Below are 21,937 nucleotides of genomic sequence, written 5' to 3'. Positions count from 1 at the left end.
CAGTACCTGCCAATACTGCTGTTCATAGTGTGCCTCGCCGGTTACCGCATAGGTACGGGCCAGGCGGGTGAGGTCATCGGAGCTCTGCCGCAGTTCGTCCGCCAGCAGGTAGGACTGATAGCGATTTTCCTGGCTCTCGGTCAGGTGGCTCTGGTTGACGATCATCAGCACTACCAGCACCGCGAGCAGGATGGTGCAGAAGATGATAGTGGTGAAAATAAGGGAAAACAGACGTTGCACGGACATAACGGCTCTCCTTAGCTGCTGGGGGACTTCCTGTCAGAGTGGCAATTGCGTCGCGCTCGTTGGCTAATGCCGGTCTAACGGATGATGGGTGTTTGTGTCTGGTGCGCTGCGCACATATATGCTAAGCAGCCTGTCACAGCTTTGACCAGATATACCCATTTTGCAAGCCACTGAATAGCGCTAGCTACGGCGAATACGCACAGTTTCCGGTGCCTATTCTGGAGTGGCAGGTGACGTTGAAATAAGCACGATAAAGAGGCGTGGTTGACGTGGTGCTTTAAACGGCTGCGCGTGTGCTATGAAGCTGTTTCGTGCCCAATTTCTGTTATGCAAGTTAAGCGGTGAAGGCAGTCAATTCGAAACTTGCTGGTTATAATCCTGCCCTGCATAGGGAGGATTCATGGACGCTATCGACAATTATGTGTGGCAACAGCTAGTCGCTATTTCTTGGTTTCTGTTGTGCTGGGGCGGCTACACCCGTTACGCCTTGTTCAAGGGTCGAACCACGCCCTGCCTTGCCAGCGTTCTGCATCTGTATCGGGAGGACTGGATGCGCCGCATGTTGCTGCGCGAGAACCGCATTGCCGATGCCAGCGTGATTGGCAATCTGGAGCGCAATGCCTCCTTCTTCGCCTCCAGCACTTTGCTCATCCTGGCCGGTATCCTCACTGTGCTCGGGGCATCTGATCGCGCCGTGTCACTGCTCGCCGACCTGCCGTTTATTCAGGCTGCCAGCCGGGAAATGTCTGAGATCAAGCTGTTGTGTCTGGGCGTGGTGTTTATCTATGCCTTCTTCACCTTCAGTTGGTGCATGCGCCAATACAACTTTGCCGCGGTTCTGATCGGTTCGGCACCGATGATCGGCGAGCGAGATGTCACCGCGCAGGAGCGCAAGGCGTTTGCCGAGCGTACTGCGCGGGTGATTTCGATGGCGGCCAATCAATTTAACCAGGGCTTGCGCGCCTATTACTTCGGCATGGCGGTTCTGGCCTGGTTTATCAATCCCTGGTTATTCATGTTGCTCAGCGCGGGTGTGGTACTGGTGCTGTACCGTCGGGAGTTTCATTCCGATGTGTTGGAAGTAATGGTCTATACCCAGACCCCGACGTTCGAACCCGCCAAGGAGAAAAGCGAATGAGCCTGCCATTCTGGTGCGTTTTTATCAGTGCGCTGTTGATCTTTCTGGCCAAGGCGCCAGTGGCCAGGGCCATGCAGCAGGAGAGCGGGGTGTATGACAATCATCAGCCGCGTAGCCAGCAAGCCCGGCTGACTGGTTTCGGGGCGCGGGCGTTGGCTGCACACCTGAACAGCTTCGAGGCCTTCCCGCTGTTTGCCGTGGGCGTGCTGATGGCGCATGTCACCCAGACCCATGGCGTACTGGTGGATGTGCTCGCGCTGACTTTCGTGGTCTCGCGGGTGCTGTATCTGCTGTTCTATTGGGCGGATATGCACTGGCAACGCAGCCTGGTGTGGGGGCTTGGCTTGCTGTGCAGCCTATTGCTGATGCTGACTCCAGCCTTGTAAATACAGCAGAAACGACAAGGCCCGCGTTATGCGGGCCTTGTCGTTGAGCGGGTCACCGGCATCTCAGATGGCGTGTTCCGCGATCATTTTCGATATCTGCCGGTGATCTGCTTAGTTTTCTATCACTTCTTCGGTTTTCTGCTTGATGGCACCGCCAGTATCTTTGGCCGCGTCACCCATGGATTCAGCCGCTTCCGAGACGGATTCCTTGGCCGACTCCATCTTGTCTTCCGGCGTTTTTTCGCAGGCGGCCAGGGCCAGGACAGCAGCGAGCAGCAGGGTATAGGTAAATGGTTTTTGCACGGTCAATATTCCTTGTAGATATTTATGATGGCTGAGTTGCCTCAGGCATAGCCTCTTCGAGTATGACCTGTGCGACTAAGTTCCCTGCCAATGGCGTTTAGGGATTCAACTTTAGAGGTTGTGAACATAGCGAAAGGCAGTCGCAAGACCGACTCTACGTGTTCGTAGCGCATCGTTAGCTGCGGACGCCGGGAGGCGGCCGCAGTGGGTGGGAGTCTTTTCACTGCCTCTCAGTACTGCGCTAATATGCCATGGTCCGGTGAGAGGCTATCATGCGCGCCCTTGGTGTCGTTGTGGTGGGCTGAATCGATGAGCAATATCCTCATTCTCGAGCAGGCGCAGCGCTTCTTGATGGCGCTGCGTCATTGCCAGGTGCTCGGTATCCAGGTGCATGACGCCAGCCCCCTCGGTTTGACCCTGCGTTTGCCCTATAGCAGGCAGATAGTGGGTGATCCGGAGTCCGGGGTGATTCACGGTGGTGCGATAACCACCCTGATGGATACCACCTGTGGCATTTCAACTGTTTGCGCGCTGGCTGCGTTTGAGGTTTGCCCAACCCTCGACCTGCGTATCGACTACATGCACCCGGCAGAGCCGAACAAGGACGTGTTCGGTTTTGCCGAATGCTACCGGGTTACGCCGAATATCATCTTCACCCGCGGTTATGCCTATCAGGACGACCCGACGCAGCCGATTGCCCATGTCGTCGGCACTTTCATGCGCATGGGTAAGGGCGTCCTGGGTGATAAACAACCCAAAAGTGATATTCGGAGGGCTGGCGCATGAGTGAATTGACGCTCAATCAGTTGCTATCCCAGGCCCATGAAAGTGGCGATTACGACTCGTTGATCAGCCTGATGCCGTATGCCAAATTACTCGGTATGCAATGCCCGCGGCGGGGTGAAGACATGGTTTTCTACCTACCGGCCAATCAGGGCAATATCGGCAATCCGATCCTGCCGGCGTTGCACGGCGGGGTGATCGCCGGCTTCATGGAACATGCCGCCATGCTCCATTTGTTGATGTTCATGGGCATCCCACATTTGCCGAAAATCATCGACTTCTCGATAGATTACCTGCGCGCCGGTCATTATCGTGACACCTATGCCCAGTGCCAGGTGTGGCGGCAAGGTCGACGCGTCGCCAACGTGGCAATTACGGCCTGGCAAACCAATCAAACCGAGCCTATTGCCACGGCGCGGGCGCACTTCAAGGTCGACGAGCCTTGAGTCTGCCATGGCGGCCCGATCCGCTCGGTATATCTAGTTAAGGAATGTGAATGGATGCGTTGCTGATCCTCGGTGGTTTTCTGCTGATTCTGGCCGGTCTGGTCTGGCTGGTGATGCGCGCTTTCGGCACCGGTCTGCTCTGGGGCTGGGCGAGTCTGCTGCCGCCGTTCACCCTGCTGTATGTGCTGCGCCACTGGCGCAGTGCGCGTCAGGCTCTGGGCCTCAGCGCCCTGGGGTTTATCCCGCTGATCGTCGGTTTGAGCTTGCTGGCCAGCCAGGATTCGCAGCGCCTGCATGCGTTGTTGAGCTTGCAGTGGCTCAAGCCAGAGGTGCAGGCCCCGGCGGAGTTGTCCATCGCGTTGCACGGCGAGTTGCATGGCCAGCCTTTTCTGCCGCAGCAGGGCGAGTTGCTCGGCAGCGTACTCAGCCTGCGTGAAGGCCAGGATTTTTTTGCTAGCCGCGAACTGGTTATCCGCCTGCCGCAGCCAGTGACCGGCGCCTTGCGCCTTGACGTGTTGCCAGGCGACCAAGGCCCGCTGCCGGAAATCGAAGTGAGCTGGTTACTGCCAGAGCAGGAACTGCCCGAGGCGCGTCGGCTGAGTCATGGCTACACCCTGCATCTGGACTTGCAACCCCTGCCGCCGAACAAGCTGGCCGGTGATTTTCATCTGGTGTTGCCTGCACAATTCAAGACCACCCTGAGCGGCAGGGTCGAAGTGTTCCGCAATGGTCTGCGTTATCGCGACGGCAAGGTCGACCGGCATGTCGACTCGAGCGATACCCTGGCCTATGTCATCGTGGACTATCTGCAACGGCGCTTTGCCACTCGTTCGGTGCAGTTGGGTGACTTGCCGGCGCTGCCGCTGCCGGCTGACAGTTTCGAACTGACCGTCGAGGCGCAGATCAATGGGCAGGCTCAACGTCTGCCCATGCGCCTGAACAAGAGCACATCCCGCGGCTGGGCGGTTGAGGCCGATCGCTTTGCGCCATTACCGGAGCGGACAGTCTTGACGCCAGCGCTTCAGGCGCAAGCCATGCCAATGCAGACGGCGAGCAGCGCGCGTATCAGCCGTCCGCTGGATCGGCGCCTGCGCTTTAGCCTGGAAGGTCTGCTGCGCAGTCCAAGCCGCTACGAGAACCTGAGCATGCGCGTATCGACTGCGCGTGGTAATACGGCGCAGGGGCGGTTTCAGGGGGTCGATCAGCAGGGGCGCCTCGTCATCCGTCAGCGTCTGAGTGGTTCGGGCGCGGCCAGCTACACCTTGCGCCCCGAGGAAATCAGCACGATCGAGCTGCTGGAACCCTGAGAGGCTTGGCCAACTACTTGAAATCTCAAAGCTTGCCCCCATCTGCATGACATCCGCCGGATTTCGGCTTAGTCAACAATGTGGAGTTAAACGACCATGAGTGTGGAAACTCAAAAAGAAACCCTGGGCTTCCAGACCGAGGTGAAGCAAATGCTTCACCTGATGATCCATTCGATGTATTCGAATAAGGAAATCTTCCTTCGGGAGCTGATTTCCAATGCCTCGGATGCGGCGGATAAGCTGCGTTTCGAAGCGCTGGCCAAGCCCGAACTGCTGGAAGGTGGCGGCGAGCTGAAGATTCGCGTCAGCTTCGATAAAGAGGCTAATACCCTCACCCTCGAAGACAACGGCATTGGCATGAGCCGCGAGGACGCGATTACCCATCTTGGGACCATCGCCAAGTCGGGGACTTCCGACTTCCTGAAGAACCTTTCGGGTGATCAAAAGAAGGATTCTCACCTGATCGGCCAGTTCGGTGTGGGCTTCTATTCTGCGTTTATCGTCGCCGATAAAGTCGATGTGTTCAGCCGTCGTGCCGGATTGACGGCAGGCGAGGGCGTGCATTGGTCGTCGCAGGGCGAGGGTGATTTCGAGGTTGCGACCATCGAAAAGGCCGAGCGTGGCAGCCGTATCGTCCTGCACCTGAAGAAGGCTGAGGACGAGTTCGCCGACGGCTGGCGTCTGCGCAACATCATCAAGAAATACTCCGACCACATCGCCCTGCCGATCGAGCTGCCGAAAGAGCACCAGGGTGAAGCGGCTGACAAACCGGCCGAGCCTGAGTGGGAAACCGTCAACCGCGCCAGCGCGCTGTGGACCCGTCCACGCAGCGAGATCAAGGACGAGGAGTACCAGGAGTTCTACAAGCACGTCGCCCATGACTTCGACAACCCGCTGGCCTGGAGCCACAACAAGGTCGAGGGCAAGCTGGAATACACCTCGTTGCTCTATGTGCCGGGCCGCGCGCCGTTCGACCTGTATCAGCGCGATGCCTCCAAGGGCCTCAAGCTGTATGTACAGCGCGTGTTCATCATGGACCAGGCCGACGAGTTCCTGCCGTTGTACCTGCGCTTCGTCAAGGGTGTGGTCGACTCCAACGACCTGTCGCTGAACATCTCCCGCGAGATCCTGCAGAAGGATCCGGTAATCGACTCGATGAAGTCGGCGCTGACCAAGCGCGTGCTGGACATGCTGGAGAAACAGGCGAAGAACGATCCCGAGCAGTACCAGGCGTTCTGGAAGAACTTCGGCCAGGTGCTCAAGGAAGGTCCGGCGGAAGATTTCGCCAACAAGGAGAAGATCGCCGGTTTGCTGCGTTTCGCCTCCACCAGCAGCGAGGCGGGCGAGCAGAACGTGGCCCTGGCCGACTACATCGGCCGCATGAAGGAAGGCCAGGACAAGGTCTACTACCTCTCTGGCGAATCCTACGCCCAGGTGAAGAACAGTCCGCACCTGGAAGTATTCCGCAAGAAAGGCATCGAAGTGCTGCTGCTCACCGATCGCATCGATGAGTGGCTGATGAGCTACCTCACCGAGTTCGACGGCAAGCACTTCGTCGATGTCGCCCGTGGCGATCTGGACCTGGGCAAACTGGACTCGGAAGAGGACAAGCAGGCTCAAGAAGAAGTCGCCAAGGCTAAAGAAGGCCTGGTCGAGCGCTTGAAAACCGCGCTGGGCGAGGAGGTCGCCGAGGTGCGTGTGTCGCATCGCCTGACCGATTCGCCGGCGATCCTGGCGATCGGCGAGCAGGACCTGGGTTTGCAGATGCGCCAGATTCTCGAAGCCAGTGGGCAGAAAGTGCCGGAGTCCAAGCCGATCTTCGAGTTCAACCCCAACCATCCGCTGATCGAGAAGCTGGATGCCGAGCCGGACGAAGAACGTTTCGCCGACCTCAGCCACATCCTCTTCGACCAAGCCGCGCTGGCGGCCGGTGATAGCCTGAAAGATCCGGCTGCCTACGTGCAGCGGCTCAACAAACTGCTGGTCGAACTATCGGCCTGATACCTGTAGCAATGAAAAAAGCCCGCTTTAGCGGGCTTTTTTCTTGGTTGCGCGGCGGCAGACGCTACTGTTTGAGGGTGACCCACTGAACAGGAGCAACTCGATGAACACATCACTTATACCTGTGGCACTGGCTGGTCTGGTCGGCCTCGCCGAGGCCGCAGTAGTGGTCAAACCCGTGCCTTACCAGATCGACGGTGAAGCCTTCGAGGGCATGCTGATCTATGACGATGCGGTGACGACGCCCCGGCCTGGCTTGATGATGGTGCCGGATTGGCTGGGGGTGACCGAGAACTCGGCGAAGCAGGCCGAGCTGATTGCCGGTGATAAGTACGTGCTGTTCATGGCCGATATGTACGGCAAGGCGGTGCGCCCGGCCAACGCCGAGGAAGCGGGAGCAGCAGCCGGTGCGGTACGCGGCGACCGGGCCTTGATGCGCAAACGCGCCCAGGCTGCGGTCGAGGTGCTCAAGGCGCAAGCGGCCCAGGTCGCCTTGGATGCCGGCAAGCTGGGCGCCATCGGCTTCTGCTTCGGCGGCGGCGCGGTGCTCGAACTGGCCCGCTCGGGCGCCGATCTGCAAGGCTTCGTGTCCTTCCATGGCAACCTGGATACGCCGAATCCGCTCGATGCGCAGAACATCAAGGCGCCGGTGCTGGTGCTGCACGGTGCCGACGATCCATCGGTACCGCCGAAGCAAGTCGAGGGCTTCATCGCCGAGATGAAAGCGGCGAGCACCGATTGGCAACTGATCAGCTATGGCGGTGCGGTGCATTCCTTCACCAACCCGCAGGCCAATGTGCCGGGGCGCAACGAGTACCATCCACAGGTGGCGGCACGGGCCTACAAGGCCATGAACCAGCTGTTCGACGAGGTGTTCGCGGCGCAGTGACAGGCGCGCTAACGACGGCGCCAAGGTAAAGGACGCTGGCGCCTTCGCCACGGTTAGCGCGGCAGTTCGATGCGCGAGGTTTCTCCCGGCACCTTGGGCCAGTCGTTGTTTTTCCAGCGCTCACGGGCTTGCTCGATAAGCGCCGGGTCGCTGGCGACGAAGTTCCAGTTGATCCGCCGCGGTCCCAGGGATTGGCCGCCGATCAGCACCAGGTGGCTCTCGCCGCAGGCGCTGAGGGTGAAAGCTTCGCCCTCGGGCAATATCGCCAGGCCACGCCGCGGCAGCGCTTGATCGTCCAACAACGCTTCACCATCGATCAGGTACAGGGCCCGTTCCGGATGGTCGGCGGGAATAACCAGGCTGGCCCCGGCGGCCAATTTTAGCTCGGCGTACAACGTTGGCGAGCTTACCGGCACGGGCGACTCCAGGCAGAAACCAGTGCCGGCGATCAGGCAAATTTGCACACCCATGGCTTCGCTGCGCGGCAAATTGCTGGCCGGGTGATGGCTGTAGCTGGGTTCGCCTTACTCGTCAGCTGCGGGCAGCGCCAACCAGATTTGCAGGCCATGCAGGCGCGAGCCGCTTTTTTGTAACGTGGCCGGCGTGCGCTCGATATGCGCCACCGCGCGGCCGGCGGTCATCCAGCTGACTTCGCCAGGCTTGAGCAGTTGATCCGAGCCGAGGCTGTCCTTGTGCTGCAGTTGGCCCTCGAACAGGTAAGTGAGGGTGGACAGGCCGATATGCGGGTGCTGCTCGATGTTCAGGCCCCGGCCGGGCGGATAGTCCTGCTCAAGGATATGGTCGAAGAATACGCAGGGGCCGACGCTGCGGCATTTGGCCGATGGCAGTGGGCGCAGGATCGGCTGGCCGCCGACATCCTCCTGGCGCGGCTGGATCAGCAGCAGGCCGGTTGCGTTGCGGTTAGCGCTCATGGCGACTCCGGGGAGGGAATATGGTTAAGCAGCCAGCCTAGGCCATCGCAGCAGTTGCACACCAGTGCCAGCAGCGCGTAACACTGGTGTGGCCGTTATCGTTGACCGAACAACGATAGGCCCGGACTCTTCACCCTGATGTCGTTGCCCGCGCCAGTGGGCTCGCTGAACTTGCCGGGCATCTGCTGGGTCTACCCAGCCCATGCTGTCAGGAGGACACCGCTTTGCATCTTCTACGTTCGAGCTTGATTCTGTTCCTCGCACTGGCCGCGAGCAGTGCGCATTCCCGCGATTATCGCTACAGCGATGCCCATTTGCATTACGTCGACTTTTTCCAGGAAAGCGCCGGTATGGACAAACTGCTCAAGCGCATGGCCGAGGCCAACGTCGAGCATGTGATGCTGTCGGGTATCCCGGTGGCGAAGAAATGGGACGAGAATGAACCCAAGCGCCCGCGCTACTACGCCGGAGACGATGCCCATGCCTATTGGTATAGCGGCACTGATGCATTGATCGCGCATGCCTACAAGCAGGTGCCGGCCGAGCAGCGCAGGCGCTTTCACCCCTTCCTGTCCGGCTTCAACCCCAACGACAAGAACGCCGATGCGCATATTCGGCGCACGCTCGAAATGGATCCGGGCTTATGGCAGGGGATCGGTGAGGTATTCACCCGGCACGACGATCTGACTGCGCTGATCCAAGGCGATGCGCCGCAGGCCGACAACGAGGCGCTGGCGCGGGTCTTTCACCTGGCCGCCGAGTACGATTTGCCGGTGATGCTGCATTCCAACATCACCTCCAAGCGTGAGCGCAACCCGTTGTACTTGGCGGAAATGGAGGCGCCGCTGCGCAATCATCCGCATGTGCGCTTTATCTGGGCACATGCCGGCACCAGCCTGGAACTACATCGGCATCAGGACAAGCTGGATTTCCTCTTGCCGACCCTCGAGCGCATGCTCGAAGCCTACCCGAACCTGTATATCGATCTGTCCTGGAGCATGCTCCGCCCCTATCTGCTGGATGAGCAGGGCGCGCCCGACCCGGACTGGCTGAAACTGGTCAGGCGCTATCCAGAACGGTTCATGCTCGGCTCCGACGTGGTCGGCCGTTTCGACAGCGTGGGCGAACTCATGCAGGGGTTCGAACCGTTCCTCGATGCGTTGCCCGCTGAGGTGGCGCACAAGGTCGCGCAGGACAACTTCCTCGCCATACTGCCGCGTAAGGCAGGGGAGGCGAATGACGAGTAGCAGCTTGTCATTCGCCTGTCACAAGGGTGTCATAGGCTCGCGCCATCCCAAACAAGGAGCGCGACATGCAATACGCCCGTTTCAGTGCGCTGGCCGCACTCTTGCTGATGACCGGTCTGGTACAGGCCGAGGTACGGGTCGAGGGGCCGGTGGAATACGGCATCTTCGCCAGCCAATACGAGGACTTCAAACCGGGCGAACGGGTGCTGACCCGCAGCAACCAGCAGATCGAGCGCACTGCGGTGATCCCGGCCAAACTCGGCAGCAAGTTTGGCCTGCGCTACAACTTGCTGGGCAAGCGCGCGGGCGACACTCCTCTGACATTGCTCTACCTCACCCCTGGCGTGATCACCCCCGATGGACTTCGGCATGACAAGTTTGAGGTGATGCAGAAACTGACGTCGGGAGTGGCTCAGGAAGTTATGGCCTTCGAGTTCACCGAGGCCTATGAAGTGGTGCCGGGGGAGTGGCGACTGATGGTGTTTCAAGGGGACCGTAAGCTGGTGGAGCAGCGTTTCGACGTACGCTGAGGTTTTTACCGATGAAAATCCCAAGCCAGTCAATGGCTTGGGATTTTTTTTGAGCACCCCTCAGCAAGAAGCAGCTAAGTGCTGATACTGCAGCTAGAGTGCAGTTCAGTGTTGCACTCACAACAGTGCTTGGGCGCCTGGCTGTTGGCCGTTTCGGCCCACAACGGGAGCCTTTTAGGGAGCTTCAAGATGACGCTGCGTAACCTGAATATCGCCCCCCGGGCGGCGCTTAGTTTTGCTGTGGTTGCTTTGCTGGTGTTTATTCTGGGCGGCTTCGCCTTGCTGCAGATGTCGGAAATGCGCAAGCAGTCTGCCGAGGTCGATGAAAACTGGTTGCCCAGTATTGTGGCGTTGAATCAGGTCAGTCAGAACTTTCTGCGCTTGCGCACCGTGTCGGTACGTCTGCTGTTGCAGCGTGAGACCGCGCTGAACGAGAAGGACTATAAGCGGGCGGAAGAATTGCGCGGCGAACTTAGCAAGGCAGTGTCTACCTTCGAGCTCACCGCCGACAGTCCCGAAGAAAAGTCGCTCACTGGTACTTTTGTGCGGGCTAAAGATCTATATCTGAGGGAGCAGGATAAGGTCATAGAACTGAACCGGCGTAATGAATTGGCTGAAGCCCAGGTCTTGGTCTCAGGCGCCATGCAAGCACAAGGGGATGAGATGGTCAGCGCCTTGGATGAGTTGGTTGCATTCAATGGTAAGGGCGCCAAGATTGCTACCTTGCACACTCATCAGGCATTCGAGACGGCGCGCAATGGGGTCATAGTTGCCATAGCGTTAGCGGCGCTGGCGACCATCGCGCTGGCGCTGCTGTTCACCCGCAGTATCGTCACACCCTTGAACGAAGCCGTGAAAGTGGCCGAAGTGATAGCCGCCGGCAACCTGACCCAGAATATTCAGGTCGAGGGTCAGGACGAGCCGGCGCGTTTGCTCACCGCGCTGAAGAACATGCAACAGAGCCTGCGCACGACCATTCAAGGCATCTCCGATTCTTCAAACCAATTGGCTTCCGCCTCGGAGGAGCTCAGCACCGTGACCGAAGACGCCACCCGTGGCCTGCACCAGCAAAGCAATGAGATCGAACAAGCCGCCACGGCGGTGAATGAGATGACTGCCGCGGTGGATGAGGTCGCGCGCAACGCGGTGACCACCTCCGAAGCCTCGCGCGAATCCGATCTGATCGCCCGTCACGGCCGGGAGCAGGTGATCAAGACTGTCGATGCCATTGGCCAACTGGCCCAAGAGGTGACCACCACCGCCGGCGACGTCGAGCATCTGGCGGGCAAGGTGCGCGATATCAGCAAGGTGCTGGATGTGATTCGTTCGATTGCCGAACAGACCAACCTGCTGGCGTTGAATGCCGCGATCGAGGCGGCGCGGGCCGGCGATGCCGGGCGGGGTTTCGCCGTGGTGGCGGACGAGGTGCGGGCGTTGGCTCATCGTACCCAGCAGTCGACCCAGGAAATCGAGCAGATGGTCAGCGGCATTCAGCAAGGTACGGACAAGGCAGTCGCGGCCATGCAGAGCAGTAATGGGCGTGCGCGTGACACCCTGGAGGTGGCCCGTGCGGCCGGTAAGGCGCTGGATGAGATCGCTGTAGCCATCGGCCAGATCAGCGAGCGCAACCTGGTAATTGCCAGCGCCTCCGAAGAGCAGGCCCAGGTCGCCCGTGAAGTGGATCGCAATCTGGTGAACATTCGTGATCTGTCTATACAGACCTCGGCCGGGGCCAACCAGACCAGCGCTTCCAGTCAGGAGTTGTCGCGACTGGCGGTGGACCTGAATACGCTGGTGGCGCGCTTCTCCGTCTAAGCTCCGACGCTTGAACACTCCCAGCTGCAATGACAAGGGCGCCCACTCGGCGGCCTTGTCATGTGTGGGCTGTGGCCGCGAGCTATAGTCCCTGAGTGTGGATGAGACGGGGACAGTGCAATGGCCGACCCGATCCGGGTCCTGGTGGTGGACGATGACGCCGAGGTGCGTCAGTTGCTGCTGGACTATCTCGGTGGCCACGGTTACCAGGTGGACGTTGTCGCGGATAGCGTGCAACTGCGTGCGGAACTTGAGCGCCAACTGCCCGATGTAGTGCTGTTGGATGTCGGCCTGCCGGGGGAGGACGGCCTGAGCCTGGCGCGCTTTCTGCGTGAACACCACGACTTGCCAGTGATCATGATTTCCGGGGCCGGCAGTGCGCTCGATCGCATCATTGGTCTGGAGGTGGGCGCCGACGATTACCTGGCCAAGCCCTTCGATCCACGCGAGCTGCTGGCACGGGTGAAAACCGTGTTGCGCCGCTACCGGCGCGCCACGCCGGCAGCGGCAGCCGAGGACGGGTCTCGTACCCTGCAGCTAGGAAACTGCCGGCTGGACCTTGAGCGCCGTCAGCTATTCGATGGCGCTGGCAGCGAGATTCCCCTGACTGCGATGGAGTTCGACCTGCTGCAGGCCTTCGCCCAGCGGCCGAACCGGCCGCTGTCGCGCGATCAGCTGCTCAACCTGACCCAGCATCGTGACTGGAATCCATTCGATCGCTCCATCGACATCCGCATCGCCCGCTTGCGCCGCAAACTTGAGTTGGACCCGAACAAACCGCAGATCATCCGCACGCTACGCGGTGTCGGTTATATGTTCGTGCCGGGCGATTGAACTCGCGACCGTCTGCAGTCACCCGCTGCGGGTTCAGGCACGCCGATCGGCGTGTTTGTTTCAATTGTTTCACCTGGGTTGTCGGCGCGCTAAGGCCGTGGGGCGGCTTCTATACTCTGGGTTGACTGCCGTTTCGGGAGGATACCTGCGTGAACCAGCCAATGCCGACCCCTGCCGCCAGCAGCAGTGCGGTGGAGCATCAACTGCGCCAGATCGTCGACAACAGCAGCGCGGTGATCTATGTGAAAGATCTGCACGGCCGCTTGCAGTTGGTCAACCGCGCCTTCGAACAGCTGTTACAGCTACAGGCCGAAGCGGTACTCGGGCGCACCGACCATGAGCTTTTGCCGACGCCGGTGGCCGATGTGCTGCGGGCCAACGACCAGCGGGTGGCCCTGTGTGGCGAGGCGCTGGAGTTCGAGGAGCACTTGCAGGCGGGTGGGGAGTCGCACACCTACCTGTCGACCAAGTTCCCGCTGTTTGACGCCGCCGGCCGGGTGACTGCGGTGTGCGGTATCTCTACCGACATCAGCGCCCGCAAGAACCTCGAGGAAGCCCTAGGGCATGTCGCATTGGGGGTGTCTGCGGCCAGCAGCAGCGAGGTGTTCGAGGCGATCGCGCGTTATATGACGCGCTCGCTGGAGGCCGACTTCGCCTTTGTCAGCCGGGTCAATGCCGATGGCCAGAGCCTGACTACCCTGGCCCTGTACTACGGCGGCCGGTTGCACCGCAATATCAGCTACCCGCTGCTGGGAACGCCGTGCCAGGACGTGTTCGGCAAGGTCTTCCAGTTCATTCCCAACGGCTTAAGGCAGCGTTTCCCGAGCGATGACAGCCTGCTGGCATTTGGCGTCGACAGCTACGCCGGGTATCCGCTGTTCTCCAGTGATGGTCGACCATTGGGCTTGATCGCCGCTGGTCGCTGCGGGCCGATGGACAACCGCAGTCGGATCGAATCGGTGTTGCGGATCTTTTCGGTGCGCGCCGCCGCCGAGATCGAGCGGCTGGAGGCCGAGGCCAGCTATCGGGCGATCTTCGACAGCTCGGAAGATGCCATCTTCGTCCATGACCTGCACAGCGGTGCGCTGGTCGACGTCAATCCCAAGGCGTGCCTGGCCTACGGCTATAGCTACGAAGACATGCTCAAACTGGAGATCGCTGACTTCAGCGCCGGCTATGCGCCCTACACCGGCCAGGAGGCGGCCGCTTACCTGGCCAGCGCCCGGGCTGGCGAGCCGCAACGCTATGAATGGCACCGGCGCAACTGCGACGGCAGCCTGCACTGGGATGAGGTGCTGCTCAAGCGCGCGACCATCGGCGGGGTCGACCGGATTCTCGCCTTTACCCGCGAGATCACCCAGCGCAAGGAGGCCGAACAGGCCCTGCGCGCCAGCGAATTGCTACACCGGGCGATCGCCGATACGGCGCTGGACTGCTTCATTGGCATGGACGAGCGGGGGCGGGTGCTGGTCTTCAATCCGGCGGCCGAGCAGTGTTTCGGTATGCGCGGCGACCAGGTGCTGGGTTGTTCGCTACTCGGCCTGATCATTCCAGAGCGGTTTCGCGAGGTATATGAACGGGGTTTCGAGCGCTACCTGGAGACCGGCAGCGGGACTTTTCTCGGCAAACGCATGGAGGTGGTCGCCCAGCGGGCCAATGGCCAGGAATTTCCCGCTGAACTGGCGCTGGCGGTGGTGCAGGGCGGTGAAGGGCCGCGGTTTATCTGTTACCTGCGTGACATCACCGATCGCAAGCGGGCCGAGGAGGAGCGGGTGCGCCTGGAGCAGCAGTTACGCCAGGCCCAGCGCATGGAAGCCATCGGCCACCTGACTGGAGGTATCGCCCACGACTTCAATAACCTGCTGACCAGCATGCTCGGTTATACGGTGATGGCCCAGGAACAGGCCGAACAGCTGCAGCACGAGCGGCTCGGCAAGTACCTGGCACGGGTCCAGCGTTCAGCGGAGAAGGCTCGCGACCTGATTCAGCAAATGCTCACGTTCAGCCGCGGCAGTCGAGGCAAGCCGCAGACGGTGGCGCTGGACGTGGTGCTGAGTGACTTTATCAAGTTAGTGGAGTCGACGCTGCCCGCCACCGTCGAGCTCGACACCCAGATGGCCCAGGATCTGCCGCCGGTGCGGGTGGATCCGGTGCAACTGGAGCAGGTGCTGATGAACCTCTGTATCAATGCGCGCGATGCCATGGACCGCGTCGGTCAGCTATCCGTCGGCCTGGGGCTGGAGGTACACGAAGCGGCGGTCTGCGCCTCCTGCCAGCAACGTGTCCAGGGGCGCTTCGTGGCGCTCACCGTGAGCGATAGCGGGCCGGGAATCGATCCGCTGGTGCGCGCGCGTATGTTCGAACCGTTTTTTTCCACCAAGGCCAACGGGCAGGGCAGCGGCATGGGCCTGTCGATGGTGCACGGTATCGTGCATGAGTACGGCGGGCATATTCTGTTGCAGAGTGCACCATGTGCAGGAGCAACCTTCCGTATCCTGATCCCCGTGCTCGGCCAGGTGTTGAGCCCTGCCTTCCAGGGCGCTGCCATTAGGCCCCAGGCGCTGCGCTGGAGTGCGCTACAGGGCCGGGTCGCGGTGGTCGATGATGATGCACTGGTGGTCGAGTTCATGGGCGAGCTGCTTGAGGGCTGGGGTTTGTCGGCACGGTTATTCTGCGATGCCGAGCAGGCCAGCGAACTGCTGCTGACCGATCCCTATGCCTGGGATTTCATCATCCTCGACCAGAGCATGCCCCGGCTTAGCGGGCTGCAACTGGCCCGCCGTTTGCTCGCGGCGCGTGCCGATCTGCCGATCGTGCTCTACACCGGTTTCAGCGATGCGCTGGTCGAGGCTGAAGTGCTGGAACAAGGGCTCAAGGCGCTGCTGACCAAGCCGCTGGATCAGGCCCGCCTGCATGGCCTGTTGTGCGCCCATCTGCGTAGTGAAACCGACTGAAACCAAGCGCATACAAACTGTGTGTTGTACGCCGTGATCCTGATACACACGCGGCGCAACCTGACTTCGACTGCAGATAACCCTGCAGCTTTGCAAGACAGAGGCAGGAACTCCGGATGAAACGCTACGTAATCGAACGCCCAATGGCCAATGCCGGGCAGATGGGGCCGCGCGAGCTGAGCCTCGTCGCGCGGCACTCGCACCAGGCATTCAAGTGCCTGGGCGGCGACATCCACTGGCTGCACGCCTATGTCGCCGACGACAAACCGTTCTGTATCTTCCCGGCGAAGAGTTCGGCGCTGATCCGTCGCCATGGGCAGATCCGTGGGTTTGCGGCAGACAGCATCCATGACGTCAGCCGTGTGTTCGATCTCCGTTGTGCCGCTGTTTAACCCAGCATGCTCGAACCGGCCCATGCGGTACGGTAACCAAGAGGTCTAAACCATGAAACGCCTTGCGATCTTTATCTACGGCGTCGGCAGTTATGCCGTGTTTTTCGCCACCTTCCTGTACGCCATCGCTTTTATAGGCAATTTGCCATTGGTGCCCCGTAGCATCGATGGGGTTGGCGAAATGGCCTTGGGCAACGCCATGGTGATCAATGCACTGCTGTTGGCGGTGTTTGCCATCCAGCACGGCGTGATGGCCCGCCCGGCCTTCAAAGCGTGGTGGGCGAGGATGATTCCCCAGGAGGCTGAACGCAGCACCTATGTACTGCTCTCCAGCCTGGCGTTGATCGCGTTGTTCTATTTCTGGCAACCCATGGGTGGCGTCATCTGGCAGGTTGACAATCGCAGTGGCCAGTTGCTGCTGGCGGCGGGCTTTGGTTTTGGTTGGGCGCTGGTGTTGTACAGCACCTTCCTGATCAACCACTTCGACCTGTTCGGTTTGCGTCAGGTCTGGTTGCAGCTGCTGGGCAAGCCTTACACCGCGTTGCCGTTCCAAACCCCGGCGGCCTACAAGCTGTTGCGTCATCCGCTCTACCTGGGCTGGTTCTTCGTCTTCTGGTGCACTGCGCAGATGACGGTAGCGCACCTGCTGTTTGCCATACTGACCAGCGTTTATATCCTGATCGGCATCTTCCTGGAGGCGCGCGATCTGCTCCGGGTTCATCCGGAGTATCGGGCCTATCGCCAGCAGATGCCCATGCTGCTGCCACGCTTCAGGAAAGCCAAACGGATTGAAGAAGTTGAAGAAGCGGCCTGAAGGCCAGACAAAAACAAAGGGCGCCCGATTGGGCGCCCTTTGTCGTTTGCTGTTACTCGGTTGCATCAGGTGCATCCATGCACCTTATCCGGCGGCCTCAGCTTTCGATCCAGCCTACTTGCCGGTCCAACGCTTGAGTACCAGGGTGGCGTTGGTGCCACCGAAGCCGAAGCTGTTGCTCATGACGGTGTCGATCTTGGCATTCTCGACGGTGCTGCGCTGAATCGGCAGGTCGGCGATTTCCGGATCGATTTCGTCGATATTGACCGAGCCGGCGATGAAGTTGCCTTCCATCATCAGCATGCAGTAGATCGCTTCCTGGACGCCGGCAGCACCCAGGGAGTGGCCGGTCAGGCTCTTGGTCGAGCTGATGGGCGGGGCCTTGGCGCCGAACACTTCGCGCACTGCGCGGCTTTCCGCGACGTCGCCGACCGGGGTCGAGGTGCCGTGGGTGTTCAGGTAGTCAATTGGCGTATCCACGGTGGCCAGCGCCTGCTGCATGCAGCGCACAGCGCCTTCGCCGCTCGGGGCAACCATGTCGTAGCCATCGGAGGTAGCGCCGTAACCGACGACTTCCGCATAGATCTTGGCGCCACGCTTGAGCGCATGCTCCAGCTCTTCGACCACCACCATGCCGCCGCCACCGGCGATGACGAAACCGTCACGCTTGGCGTCGTAGGCCCGCGAGGCCTTGTCCGGGGTGTCATTGTACTGAGTGGAGAGGGCGCCCATGGCGTCGAACAGGAAGCTCTGACTCCAGTGCTCTTCTTCGCCGCCGCCGGCGAAAACCATGTCCTGCTTGCCCAGCTGGATCTGCTCCATGGCGTTGCCGATGCAGTGGGCGCTAGTGGCGCAGGCCGAGGAGATGGAGTAGTTGACACCCTTGATCTTGAAGGGGGTGGCCAGGCAGGCGGAAACGGTGCTACCCATGGTCCGCGGTACGCGGTAGGGGCCGACACGCTTGACGCCTTTCTCGCGCAGGATGTCCATGGCTTCCATCTGGTTGAAGGTCGAAGCACCACCGGAGCCGGCGATCAGGCCGACCCGCGGGTTGGATACTTGCTCGGCACTGAGGCCCGCATCGGCGATGGCCTGTTGCATGGACAGGTAGGCGAAGGCAGCCGCATCGCCCATGAAGCGGTAGACCTTGCGGTCGATCAGCTCTTCCAGATTCAGGTCGACGGAGCCGGAAACCTGGCTGCGCAGGCCCTTCTCGGCGTATTCAGGATTGAAGCGGATGCCCGACTTGCCAGCGCGAAGGCTAGCGGAGACGGCTTCTTTGTCATTGCCCAGGCAGGAAACAATGCCCAGGCCAGTAATCACGACGCGACGCATGGGGGGAATCCTTTAAAAACTGTCGGTAGAAGTGAACAGGCCGACGCGCAAGCCTTCGGCGCTGTAGATCTCACGGCCATCGACGCTGACGGTGCCATCGGCGATGGCCAGGATCAGCGAGCGGGTAATGGTGCGTTTGATCTGTATGTTATAGGTCACTGTCTTGGCCGTCGGTAGTATCTGACCAAAGAACTTTACGTCGCCCGAGCCGAGCGCACGACCGCGGCCTGGGTTGCCTTGCCAGCCGAGGAAGAAACCGACCAACTGCCACATGGCGTCGAGGCCAAGGCAGCCTGGCATCACTGGGTCGCCTTCGAAGTGACAACCGAAGAACCACAGGTCCGGGGTGATATCGAGTTCTGCAACGATCTCGCCCTTGCCATACTTGCCGCCAGTGTCGCTGATGTGGGTGATGCGGTCGATCATCAGCATGTTCGGGGCGGGCAATTGCGCATTACCTGGGCCGAACAGTTCGCCGCGGCTGCAGCGCAACAGGTCTTCCCGGGTGAAGGCGTTTTGTTTGGTCATGCGAGCTCCTCAATATTTCCCATGCGCCAAGGCTGGGTGAATCGTCCTGGGCGGTCACGCCACTATTGTGCGTCTACCGGTAGCCTAGTCATAGACTGTTGCGTTGTGGTGAAAGTCACAGCGCGCTGAGTAAGCGGTAATCCGTACCCGACATCTTGCCACAGAGGGGCGCATTGGTAAGCCTATGCAGGTCAAGCCTGCAACACTTTAGTTGTCTTGAACACTGGTCGAAGGTCGGGGTGGCAGCCAGCGTAGCAGTACCCGTTGCAGATCGGCGCGCTTGAAGGGTTTGGCCAGGTAATCATTCATGCCTGCATCCAGGCATGTCTCGCGATCGCCCTGCAAGGCATTGGCGGTGAGGGCGATGATCGGTGTATCGGCCTGCCCCGCGAGGCGACGAATTTGTCGGGTGGCTTCATAGCCATCCATGATCGGCAGACGGCAATCCATCAGGATGGCGGCAAAGTGCTGGCGCTCTGCACTGTGCACCGCTTGGGCACCATCGCCGACCAGGCAGACCTGGTACCCGAGGCTGCGCAACATGGCCTCGATCACGGTCTGGTTGACCGGGTTATCCTCGACCAGGAGTACTTCCCGATCTTGTCCCTGGTGCTCTTGTGCCGGGGCATTGGCGGTGATCTGGCGGAGCTGGCGGGAGAAGGGTAGGGGTATTTCCAGGGTGAATACCGAGCCGCATTGCTCCTGGCTTTCGCCGCGTAGGGTGCCGCCCATGCGTTCGGCCAGGGTGCGGGCGATTGGCAAGCCCAGGCCGGTACCGCCGTAACGCCGGGAGATCGAGGTATCAGCCTGCTGGAAGGCGTCGAACATATGCTCCAGGCGTTCGGCCGAGATGCCTATGCCACTGTCGTGCACCGCACAGGTGAGCCACAGCACCTGATCATCCAGCGCTTGCCAGCGGGTTTGCACGCGGATACTGCCGGCTTCGGTGAACTTCAGCGCATTGCCGATCAGGTTGACCAGGATCTGCCGAATGCGCGTCGGGTCGCCTTGAACCTCAAGCGACTCCAGGCCGCCCTGGGTGTCCAGTTGCAGTTCCAGGCCGCGTTGCTGGGCACTGTGCTGGAACACCTGTACGCAAGCCTGCACCAGTTCCAGCAGGTTGAAGGGAATGCATTCCAGTTCCAGTGCCCCGCGCTCGATGCGCGAGAAGTCGAGAATGTCGTTGATGACTTTCAGCAGGTGTTCGGTGGACTCGGTAGCCAGCGCCGCATATTCCTCCTGTTCCTGGGTCATCTCGGTGGTTTCCAGCAGCTGCAGCATGCCCAGTACACCATTCATCGGGGTGCGCAGTTCGTGGCTCATCATGGCCAGGAAGTCGGATTTGGCACTGTTGGCCTGCTCCGACTCTTCGCGTGCCTTGATTAGCAGCGCCATGGCTTGCTCCTGCTCGAGGCTGGCGCGATTCAGGCCATTGGCCAGGTTATTGATGTGCCGAGCCAGGGCGCCCAGCTCGCCATCCTCGGGTTCGGGTAGGGCGGTGTGGTAGTCGCCGCCCTGGATCGCCGTGACAGCATCGCCCATGGCGCTCAGGGGTTGCGACAGGCGGCGCGCCAGGCGGCGGGCGAGGATAAAGGTCAGGAACAGGGCAAGCAGCGCCAGGGCCGCGGCTTTAAGAAGGATTTCCTGTTGACGGGTGTTGAAGGCGTCATTCGACATGCCGACCACGACACGACCAAGGTTATGCTCGTCAGCTTGTCCCGGCTCGGCAGTCGGGGATTGCAGAAAGTCGCTGTCCAGCGCGATCCGCTGCAGATGAATGGGCGCATGGAAGATTTCCACCTGTGCCTTGCCCTGGCCATTGCTGTTGGGCTGTTCGACATACACCAGGATGTTGTCGGCGTGGTCACGCACTTCGAGAAAGCGCACGTGCGGGGTCTTCAAGGTGGCCTGTAGCAGGGAGTTGAGCACCTCCAGGTTGCCGGAGATAACCCCGTATTCGGTCGCCGGTGCCAGTTGACTGGCAATCAACTGGCCGGTGTGGTCGAGCTCTTGGCGCAGATCCTGTAGGCGCACTAAGGTGAAAAACCCAGTCAGCAGCAGGGTCATCAACAGCGCCGGACCGACACTGATCAACTGCGTGCGGGTATGGATGTCCCAGTCACGGCCCAGCTTCATCGGTTTTCTCCTTCAGCCACTTGCTGCGCCAGGCTGGCGTCATCGGCCAATTCTATGGCCAGTGCGCGTGCCACCTGGCGGTTGCCGAGTACTTTGAAATAGGCGGGGTAGGCGCTGCGCGGCCAGCTCTGCGGTGGCTGGTCGAGCAGTTGATTGAGGCTGTTCAGCCAGTCTTGCTGGTCGCTGTAAATACTCGCTAGGCTGCCGGCGCGCACGAAACTGGAGTTGGGGCCGATCATGGCGCGCTGTTGGGCGTAGCTGGTAAGCAGCAGGTTCTTCGCTGTGCGTGGATTGAACAGGTCCTCATCGTTCACACCGAACAGCAGGTCACTGCGTTGCAACAGGGCCAGCAGGGGCCGATTGTCACGGCTGTCCGGCCAGGCTTGGCCAACGATCTCCAGCCCTAGCGGCGTGGCGGCGCGGCGCAGTTCGTCGAGCAGGAACTGGCTGTGCTCGTCGTAAAGCACACCGATCCGTTGCGCCTGCGGTAAGAGCAAGCGTGTCAGGCGCAATTGGCGGGCGGGAGCCGGGTCGCTCCAGAGCAGGCTGATATGTGCCGGGCGGCGATTGCCGAGGCGTTCCTGGGCGTGCAGCCGACTGATGCGCAGCATCAGGGTCGGTGGGCCGGAAGTGCTCAGGCGCCAGTCGAGGGCTTGCAGGTCGAGCAGGATCAGGCGGGTATCGGCGGGGATTTGTGCGGGGCTCGGCAGTTGTGCAAGCGGCTTGAACTGCACTCGATCCAGCGGCCGCAGCTCGGCCAGGGCAGCGCTGAATGCGCGTATGGCTGGGTTGTCTTCGGCGCTGCTGAGGATGATATCGGCAGCACGCAACGGCACGCTGCACAACAGGCAGCAGAATAGGAGCCAGGGCCGCATCCATGAATATCGCATGGGGCTCATCCGTGAGGGGGGATAATCCATC

At 60.7% G+C, this 21,937-nt stretch carries 19 protein-coding genes and 1 pseudogene; 14 read left to right on the top strand and 6 right to left on the bottom strand.

From position 1 onward, the window contains the following. Positions 1-646: 646 nt before the first annotated feature. Positions 647-1,384 (top strand): DUF599 domain-containing protein, encoded by a 738-nt coding sequence (locus VCJ09_RS14720; RefSeq protein ID WP_324730903.1) that lies wholly within the window; start codon positions 647-649, stop codon positions 1,382-1,384. Further along, positions 1,381-1,770: an MAPEG family protein gene (locus VCJ09_RS14715; RefSeq protein WP_324730902.1), complete on the top strand. Its 390-nt coding sequence runs from the start codon at positions 1,381-1,383 to the stop codon at positions 1,768-1,770. The genes VCJ09_RS14720 and VCJ09_RS14715 overlap by 4 nt, the downstream gene beginning before the upstream one ends. Before the next feature lie 111 nt (positions 1,771-1,881). Here the strand turns inward: VCJ09_RS14715 and VCJ09_RS14710 are convergent, their stop codons facing one another. Beyond that, positions 1,882-2,073 (bottom strand): hypothetical protein, encoded by a 192-nt coding sequence (locus VCJ09_RS14710; protein WP_324730901.1) that lies wholly within the window; start codon positions 2,071-2,073, stop codon positions 1,882-1,884. Between the two features lie 309 nt (positions 2,074-2,382). Here VCJ09_RS14710 and VCJ09_RS14705 point away from each other — a divergent pair, with 309 nt between their 5' ends. The 5 genes from VCJ09_RS14705 (at position 2,383) to VCJ09_RS14685 (ending at position 7,499) form a co-directional block, all read left to right on the top strand. Further along, positions 2,383-2,859 (top strand): PaaI family thioesterase, encoded by a 477-nt coding sequence (locus VCJ09_RS14705; protein ID WP_324730900.1) that lies wholly within the window; start codon positions 2,383-2,385, stop codon positions 2,857-2,859. Next, positions 2,856-3,302 carry a PaaI family thioesterase gene (locus VCJ09_RS14700; RefSeq protein WP_324730899.1) on the top strand — a complete coding sequence of 149 codons (447 nt, stop codon included), beginning with the start codon at positions 2,856-2,858 and terminating at the stop codon, positions 3,300-3,302. Before VCJ09_RS14705 ends, VCJ09_RS14700 begins: the two co-directional genes overlap by 4 nt. 50 nt (positions 3,303-3,352) lie before the next feature. Continuing rightward, a complete protein-coding gene (locus VCJ09_RS14695; RefSeq protein ID WP_324730898.1) occupies positions 3,353-4,609 on the top strand; it encodes an MFS transporter in 1,257 nt (418 codons plus the stop codon). A 96-nt stretch (positions 4,610-4,705) separates the two neighbouring features. Further along, a complete protein-coding gene (gene htpG, locus VCJ09_RS14690) occupies positions 4,706-6,610 on the top strand; it encodes a molecular chaperone HtpG (RefSeq protein WP_324730897.1) in 1,905 nt (634 codons plus the stop codon). Positions 6,611-6,713: 103 nt separating this feature from the next. After that, a complete protein-coding gene (locus VCJ09_RS14685) occupies positions 6,714-7,499 on the top strand; it encodes a dienelactone hydrolase family protein (protein ID WP_324730896.1) in 786 nt (261 codons plus the stop codon). Positions 7,500-7,552: 53 nt separating this feature from the next. Here the strand turns inward: VCJ09_RS14685 and VCJ09_RS14680 are convergent. Beyond that, positions 7,553-8,431, bottom strand: a pseudogene (locus tag VCJ09_RS14680) (pirin family protein). 224 nt (positions 8,432-8,655) lie between these two features. Between VCJ09_RS14680 and VCJ09_RS14675 the strand changes: the two are divergent. From VCJ09_RS14675 to mddA, 7 genes are all read left to right on the top strand, one after another. Then, the gene (locus tag VCJ09_RS14675) at positions 8,656-9,678 is read left to right on the top strand and encodes an amidohydrolase family protein (RefSeq protein WP_324730895.1); all 1,023 of its coding nucleotides are present in this window, start codon (positions 8,656-8,658) and stop codon (positions 9,676-9,678) included. A 65-nt stretch (positions 9,679-9,743) separates the two neighbouring features. Next, on the top strand, positions 9,744-10,208 hold the full coding sequence (locus VCJ09_RS14670; RefSeq protein WP_324730894.1) for a DUF3859 domain-containing protein: 465 nt from the start codon (positions 9,744-9,746) through the stop codon (positions 10,206-10,208). A gap of 189 nt (positions 10,209-10,397) precedes the next feature. Next, the gene (locus tag VCJ09_RS14665) at positions 10,398-12,023 is read left to right on the top strand and encodes a methyl-accepting chemotaxis protein (protein ID WP_324730893.1); all 1,626 of its coding nucleotides are present in this window, start codon (positions 10,398-10,400) and stop codon (positions 12,021-12,023) included. 120 nt (positions 12,024-12,143) lie between these two features. Then, entirely contained in the window at positions 12,144-12,857 is a 714-nt protein-coding gene (locus tag VCJ09_RS14660) for a response regulator (protein WP_324730892.1), read from the top strand. Between the two features lie 149 nt (positions 12,858-13,006). Further along, positions 13,007-15,811 (top strand): PAS domain S-box protein, encoded by a 2,805-nt coding sequence (locus VCJ09_RS14655; protein ID WP_324730891.1) that lies wholly within the window; start codon positions 13,007-13,009, stop codon positions 15,809-15,811. Between the two features lie 116 nt (positions 15,812-15,927). Continuing rightward, positions 15,928-16,203 (top strand): nickel-binding protein, encoded by a 276-nt coding sequence (locus VCJ09_RS14650; protein WP_324730890.1) that lies wholly within the window; start codon positions 15,928-15,930, stop codon positions 16,201-16,203. A 52-nt stretch (positions 16,204-16,255) separates the two neighbouring features. Further along, positions 16,256-17,017 (top strand): methanethiol S-methyltransferase, encoded by a 762-nt coding sequence (gene mddA / locus VCJ09_RS14645; RefSeq protein ID WP_324730889.1) that lies wholly within the window; start codon positions 16,256-16,258, stop codon positions 17,015-17,017. 114 nt (positions 17,018-17,131) lie between these two features. Here mddA and fabB read toward each other — a convergent pair whose 3' ends face one another. The 4 genes from fabB to VCJ09_RS14625 all read right to left on the bottom strand — a co-directional run bounded on the left by fabB (position 17,132) and on the right by VCJ09_RS14625 (position 21,906). Next, complete coding sequence (fabB, locus tag VCJ09_RS14640) at positions 17,132-18,352, bottom strand: beta-ketoacyl-ACP synthase I (RefSeq protein ID WP_324730888.1); 1,221 nt, start codon at positions 18,350-18,352, stop codon at positions 17,132-17,134. A 12-nt stretch (positions 18,353-18,364) separates the two neighbouring features. After that, entirely contained in the window at positions 18,365-18,880 is a 516-nt protein-coding gene (gene fabA / locus VCJ09_RS14635; protein WP_079202407.1) for a 3-hydroxyacyl-[acyl-carrier-protein] dehydratase FabA, read from the bottom strand. 207 nt (positions 18,881-19,087) lie between these two features. Continuing rightward, positions 19,088-21,016 (bottom strand): response regulator, encoded by a 1,929-nt coding sequence (locus tag VCJ09_RS14630; protein WP_324730887.1) that lies wholly within the window; start codon positions 21,014-21,016, stop codon positions 19,088-19,090. After that, the gene (locus VCJ09_RS14625) at positions 21,013-21,906 is read right to left on the bottom strand and encodes an ABC transporter substrate-binding protein (protein WP_324730886.1); all 894 of its coding nucleotides are present in this window, start codon (positions 21,904-21,906) and stop codon (positions 21,013-21,015) included. Before VCJ09_RS14625 ends, VCJ09_RS14630 begins: the two co-directional genes overlap by 4 nt. Positions 21,907-21,937: the final 31 nt, after the last annotated feature.

Origin of the sequence: Pseudomonas paeninsulae (genome assembly GCF_035621475.1) — a bacterium.
GTDB classification, from domain to species: Bacteria; Pseudomonadota; Gammaproteobacteria; order Pseudomonadales; family Pseudomonadaceae; genus Aquipseudomonas; species Aquipseudomonas paeninsulae.
The sequence above is the reverse complement of the archived record's forward strand: the minus strand, read 5'-3'. Positions and strand labels throughout refer to the sequence as shown.

What these genes read in the sequence shown, in the direction of transcription:
- VCJ09_RS14685 (WP_324730896.1), top strand. Translation starts at nt 6,714, where the DNA reads ATGAACACATCACTTATACCTGTGGCACTGGCTGGTCTGGTCGGCCTC.
- VCJ09_RS14715 (WP_324730902.1), top strand. Translation starts at nt 1,381, where the DNA reads ATGAGCCTGCCATTCTGGTGCGTTTTTATCAGTGCGCTGTTGATCTTT.
- VCJ09_RS14660 (WP_324730892.1), top strand. Translation starts at nt 12,144, where the DNA reads ATGGCCGACCCGATCCGGGTCCTGGTGGTGGACGATGACGCCGAGGTG.
- VCJ09_RS14630 (WP_324730887.1), bottom strand. Translation starts at nt 21,016, where the DNA reads ATGAAGCTGGGCCGTGACTGGGACATCCATACCCGCACGCAGTTGATC.
- VCJ09_RS14625 (WP_324730886.1), bottom strand. Translation starts at nt 21,906, where the DNA reads ATGCGATATTCATGGATGCGGCCCTGGCTCCTATTCTGCTGCCTGTTG.
- htpG (WP_324730897.1), top strand. Translation starts at nt 4,706, where the DNA reads ATGAGTGTGGAAACTCAAAAAGAAACCCTGGGCTTCCAGACCGAGGTG.
- fabA (WP_079202407.1), bottom strand. Translation starts at nt 18,880, where the DNA reads ATGACCAAACAAAACGCCTTCACCCGGGAAGACCTGTTGCGCTGCAGC.
- VCJ09_RS14705 (WP_324730900.1), top strand. Translation starts at nt 2,383, where the DNA reads ATGAGCAATATCCTCATTCTCGAGCAGGCGCAGCGCTTCTTGATGGCG.
- fabB (WP_324730888.1), bottom strand. Translation starts at nt 18,352, where the DNA reads ATGCGTCGCGTCGTGATTACTGGCCTGGGCATTGTTTCCTGCCTGGGC.
- VCJ09_RS14650 (WP_324730890.1), top strand. Translation starts at nt 15,928, where the DNA reads ATGAAACGCTACGTAATCGAACGCCCAATGGCCAATGCCGGGCAGATG.
- mddA (WP_324730889.1), top strand. Translation starts at nt 16,256, where the DNA reads ATGAAACGCCTTGCGATCTTTATCTACGGCGTCGGCAGTTATGCCGTG.
- VCJ09_RS14665 (WP_324730893.1), top strand. Translation starts at nt 10,398, where the DNA reads ATGACGCTGCGTAACCTGAATATCGCCCCCCGGGCGGCGCTTAGTTTT.
- VCJ09_RS14670 (WP_324730894.1), top strand. Translation starts at nt 9,744, where the DNA reads ATGCAATACGCCCGTTTCAGTGCGCTGGCCGCACTCTTGCTGATGACC.
- VCJ09_RS14720 (WP_324730903.1), top strand. Translation starts at nt 647, where the DNA reads ATGGACGCTATCGACAATTATGTGTGGCAACAGCTAGTCGCTATTTCT.
- VCJ09_RS14700 (WP_324730899.1), top strand. Translation starts at nt 2,856, where the DNA reads ATGAGTGAATTGACGCTCAATCAGTTGCTATCCCAGGCCCATGAAAGT.
- VCJ09_RS14695 (WP_324730898.1), top strand. Translation starts at nt 3,353, where the DNA reads ATGGATGCGTTGCTGATCCTCGGTGGTTTTCTGCTGATTCTGGCCGGT.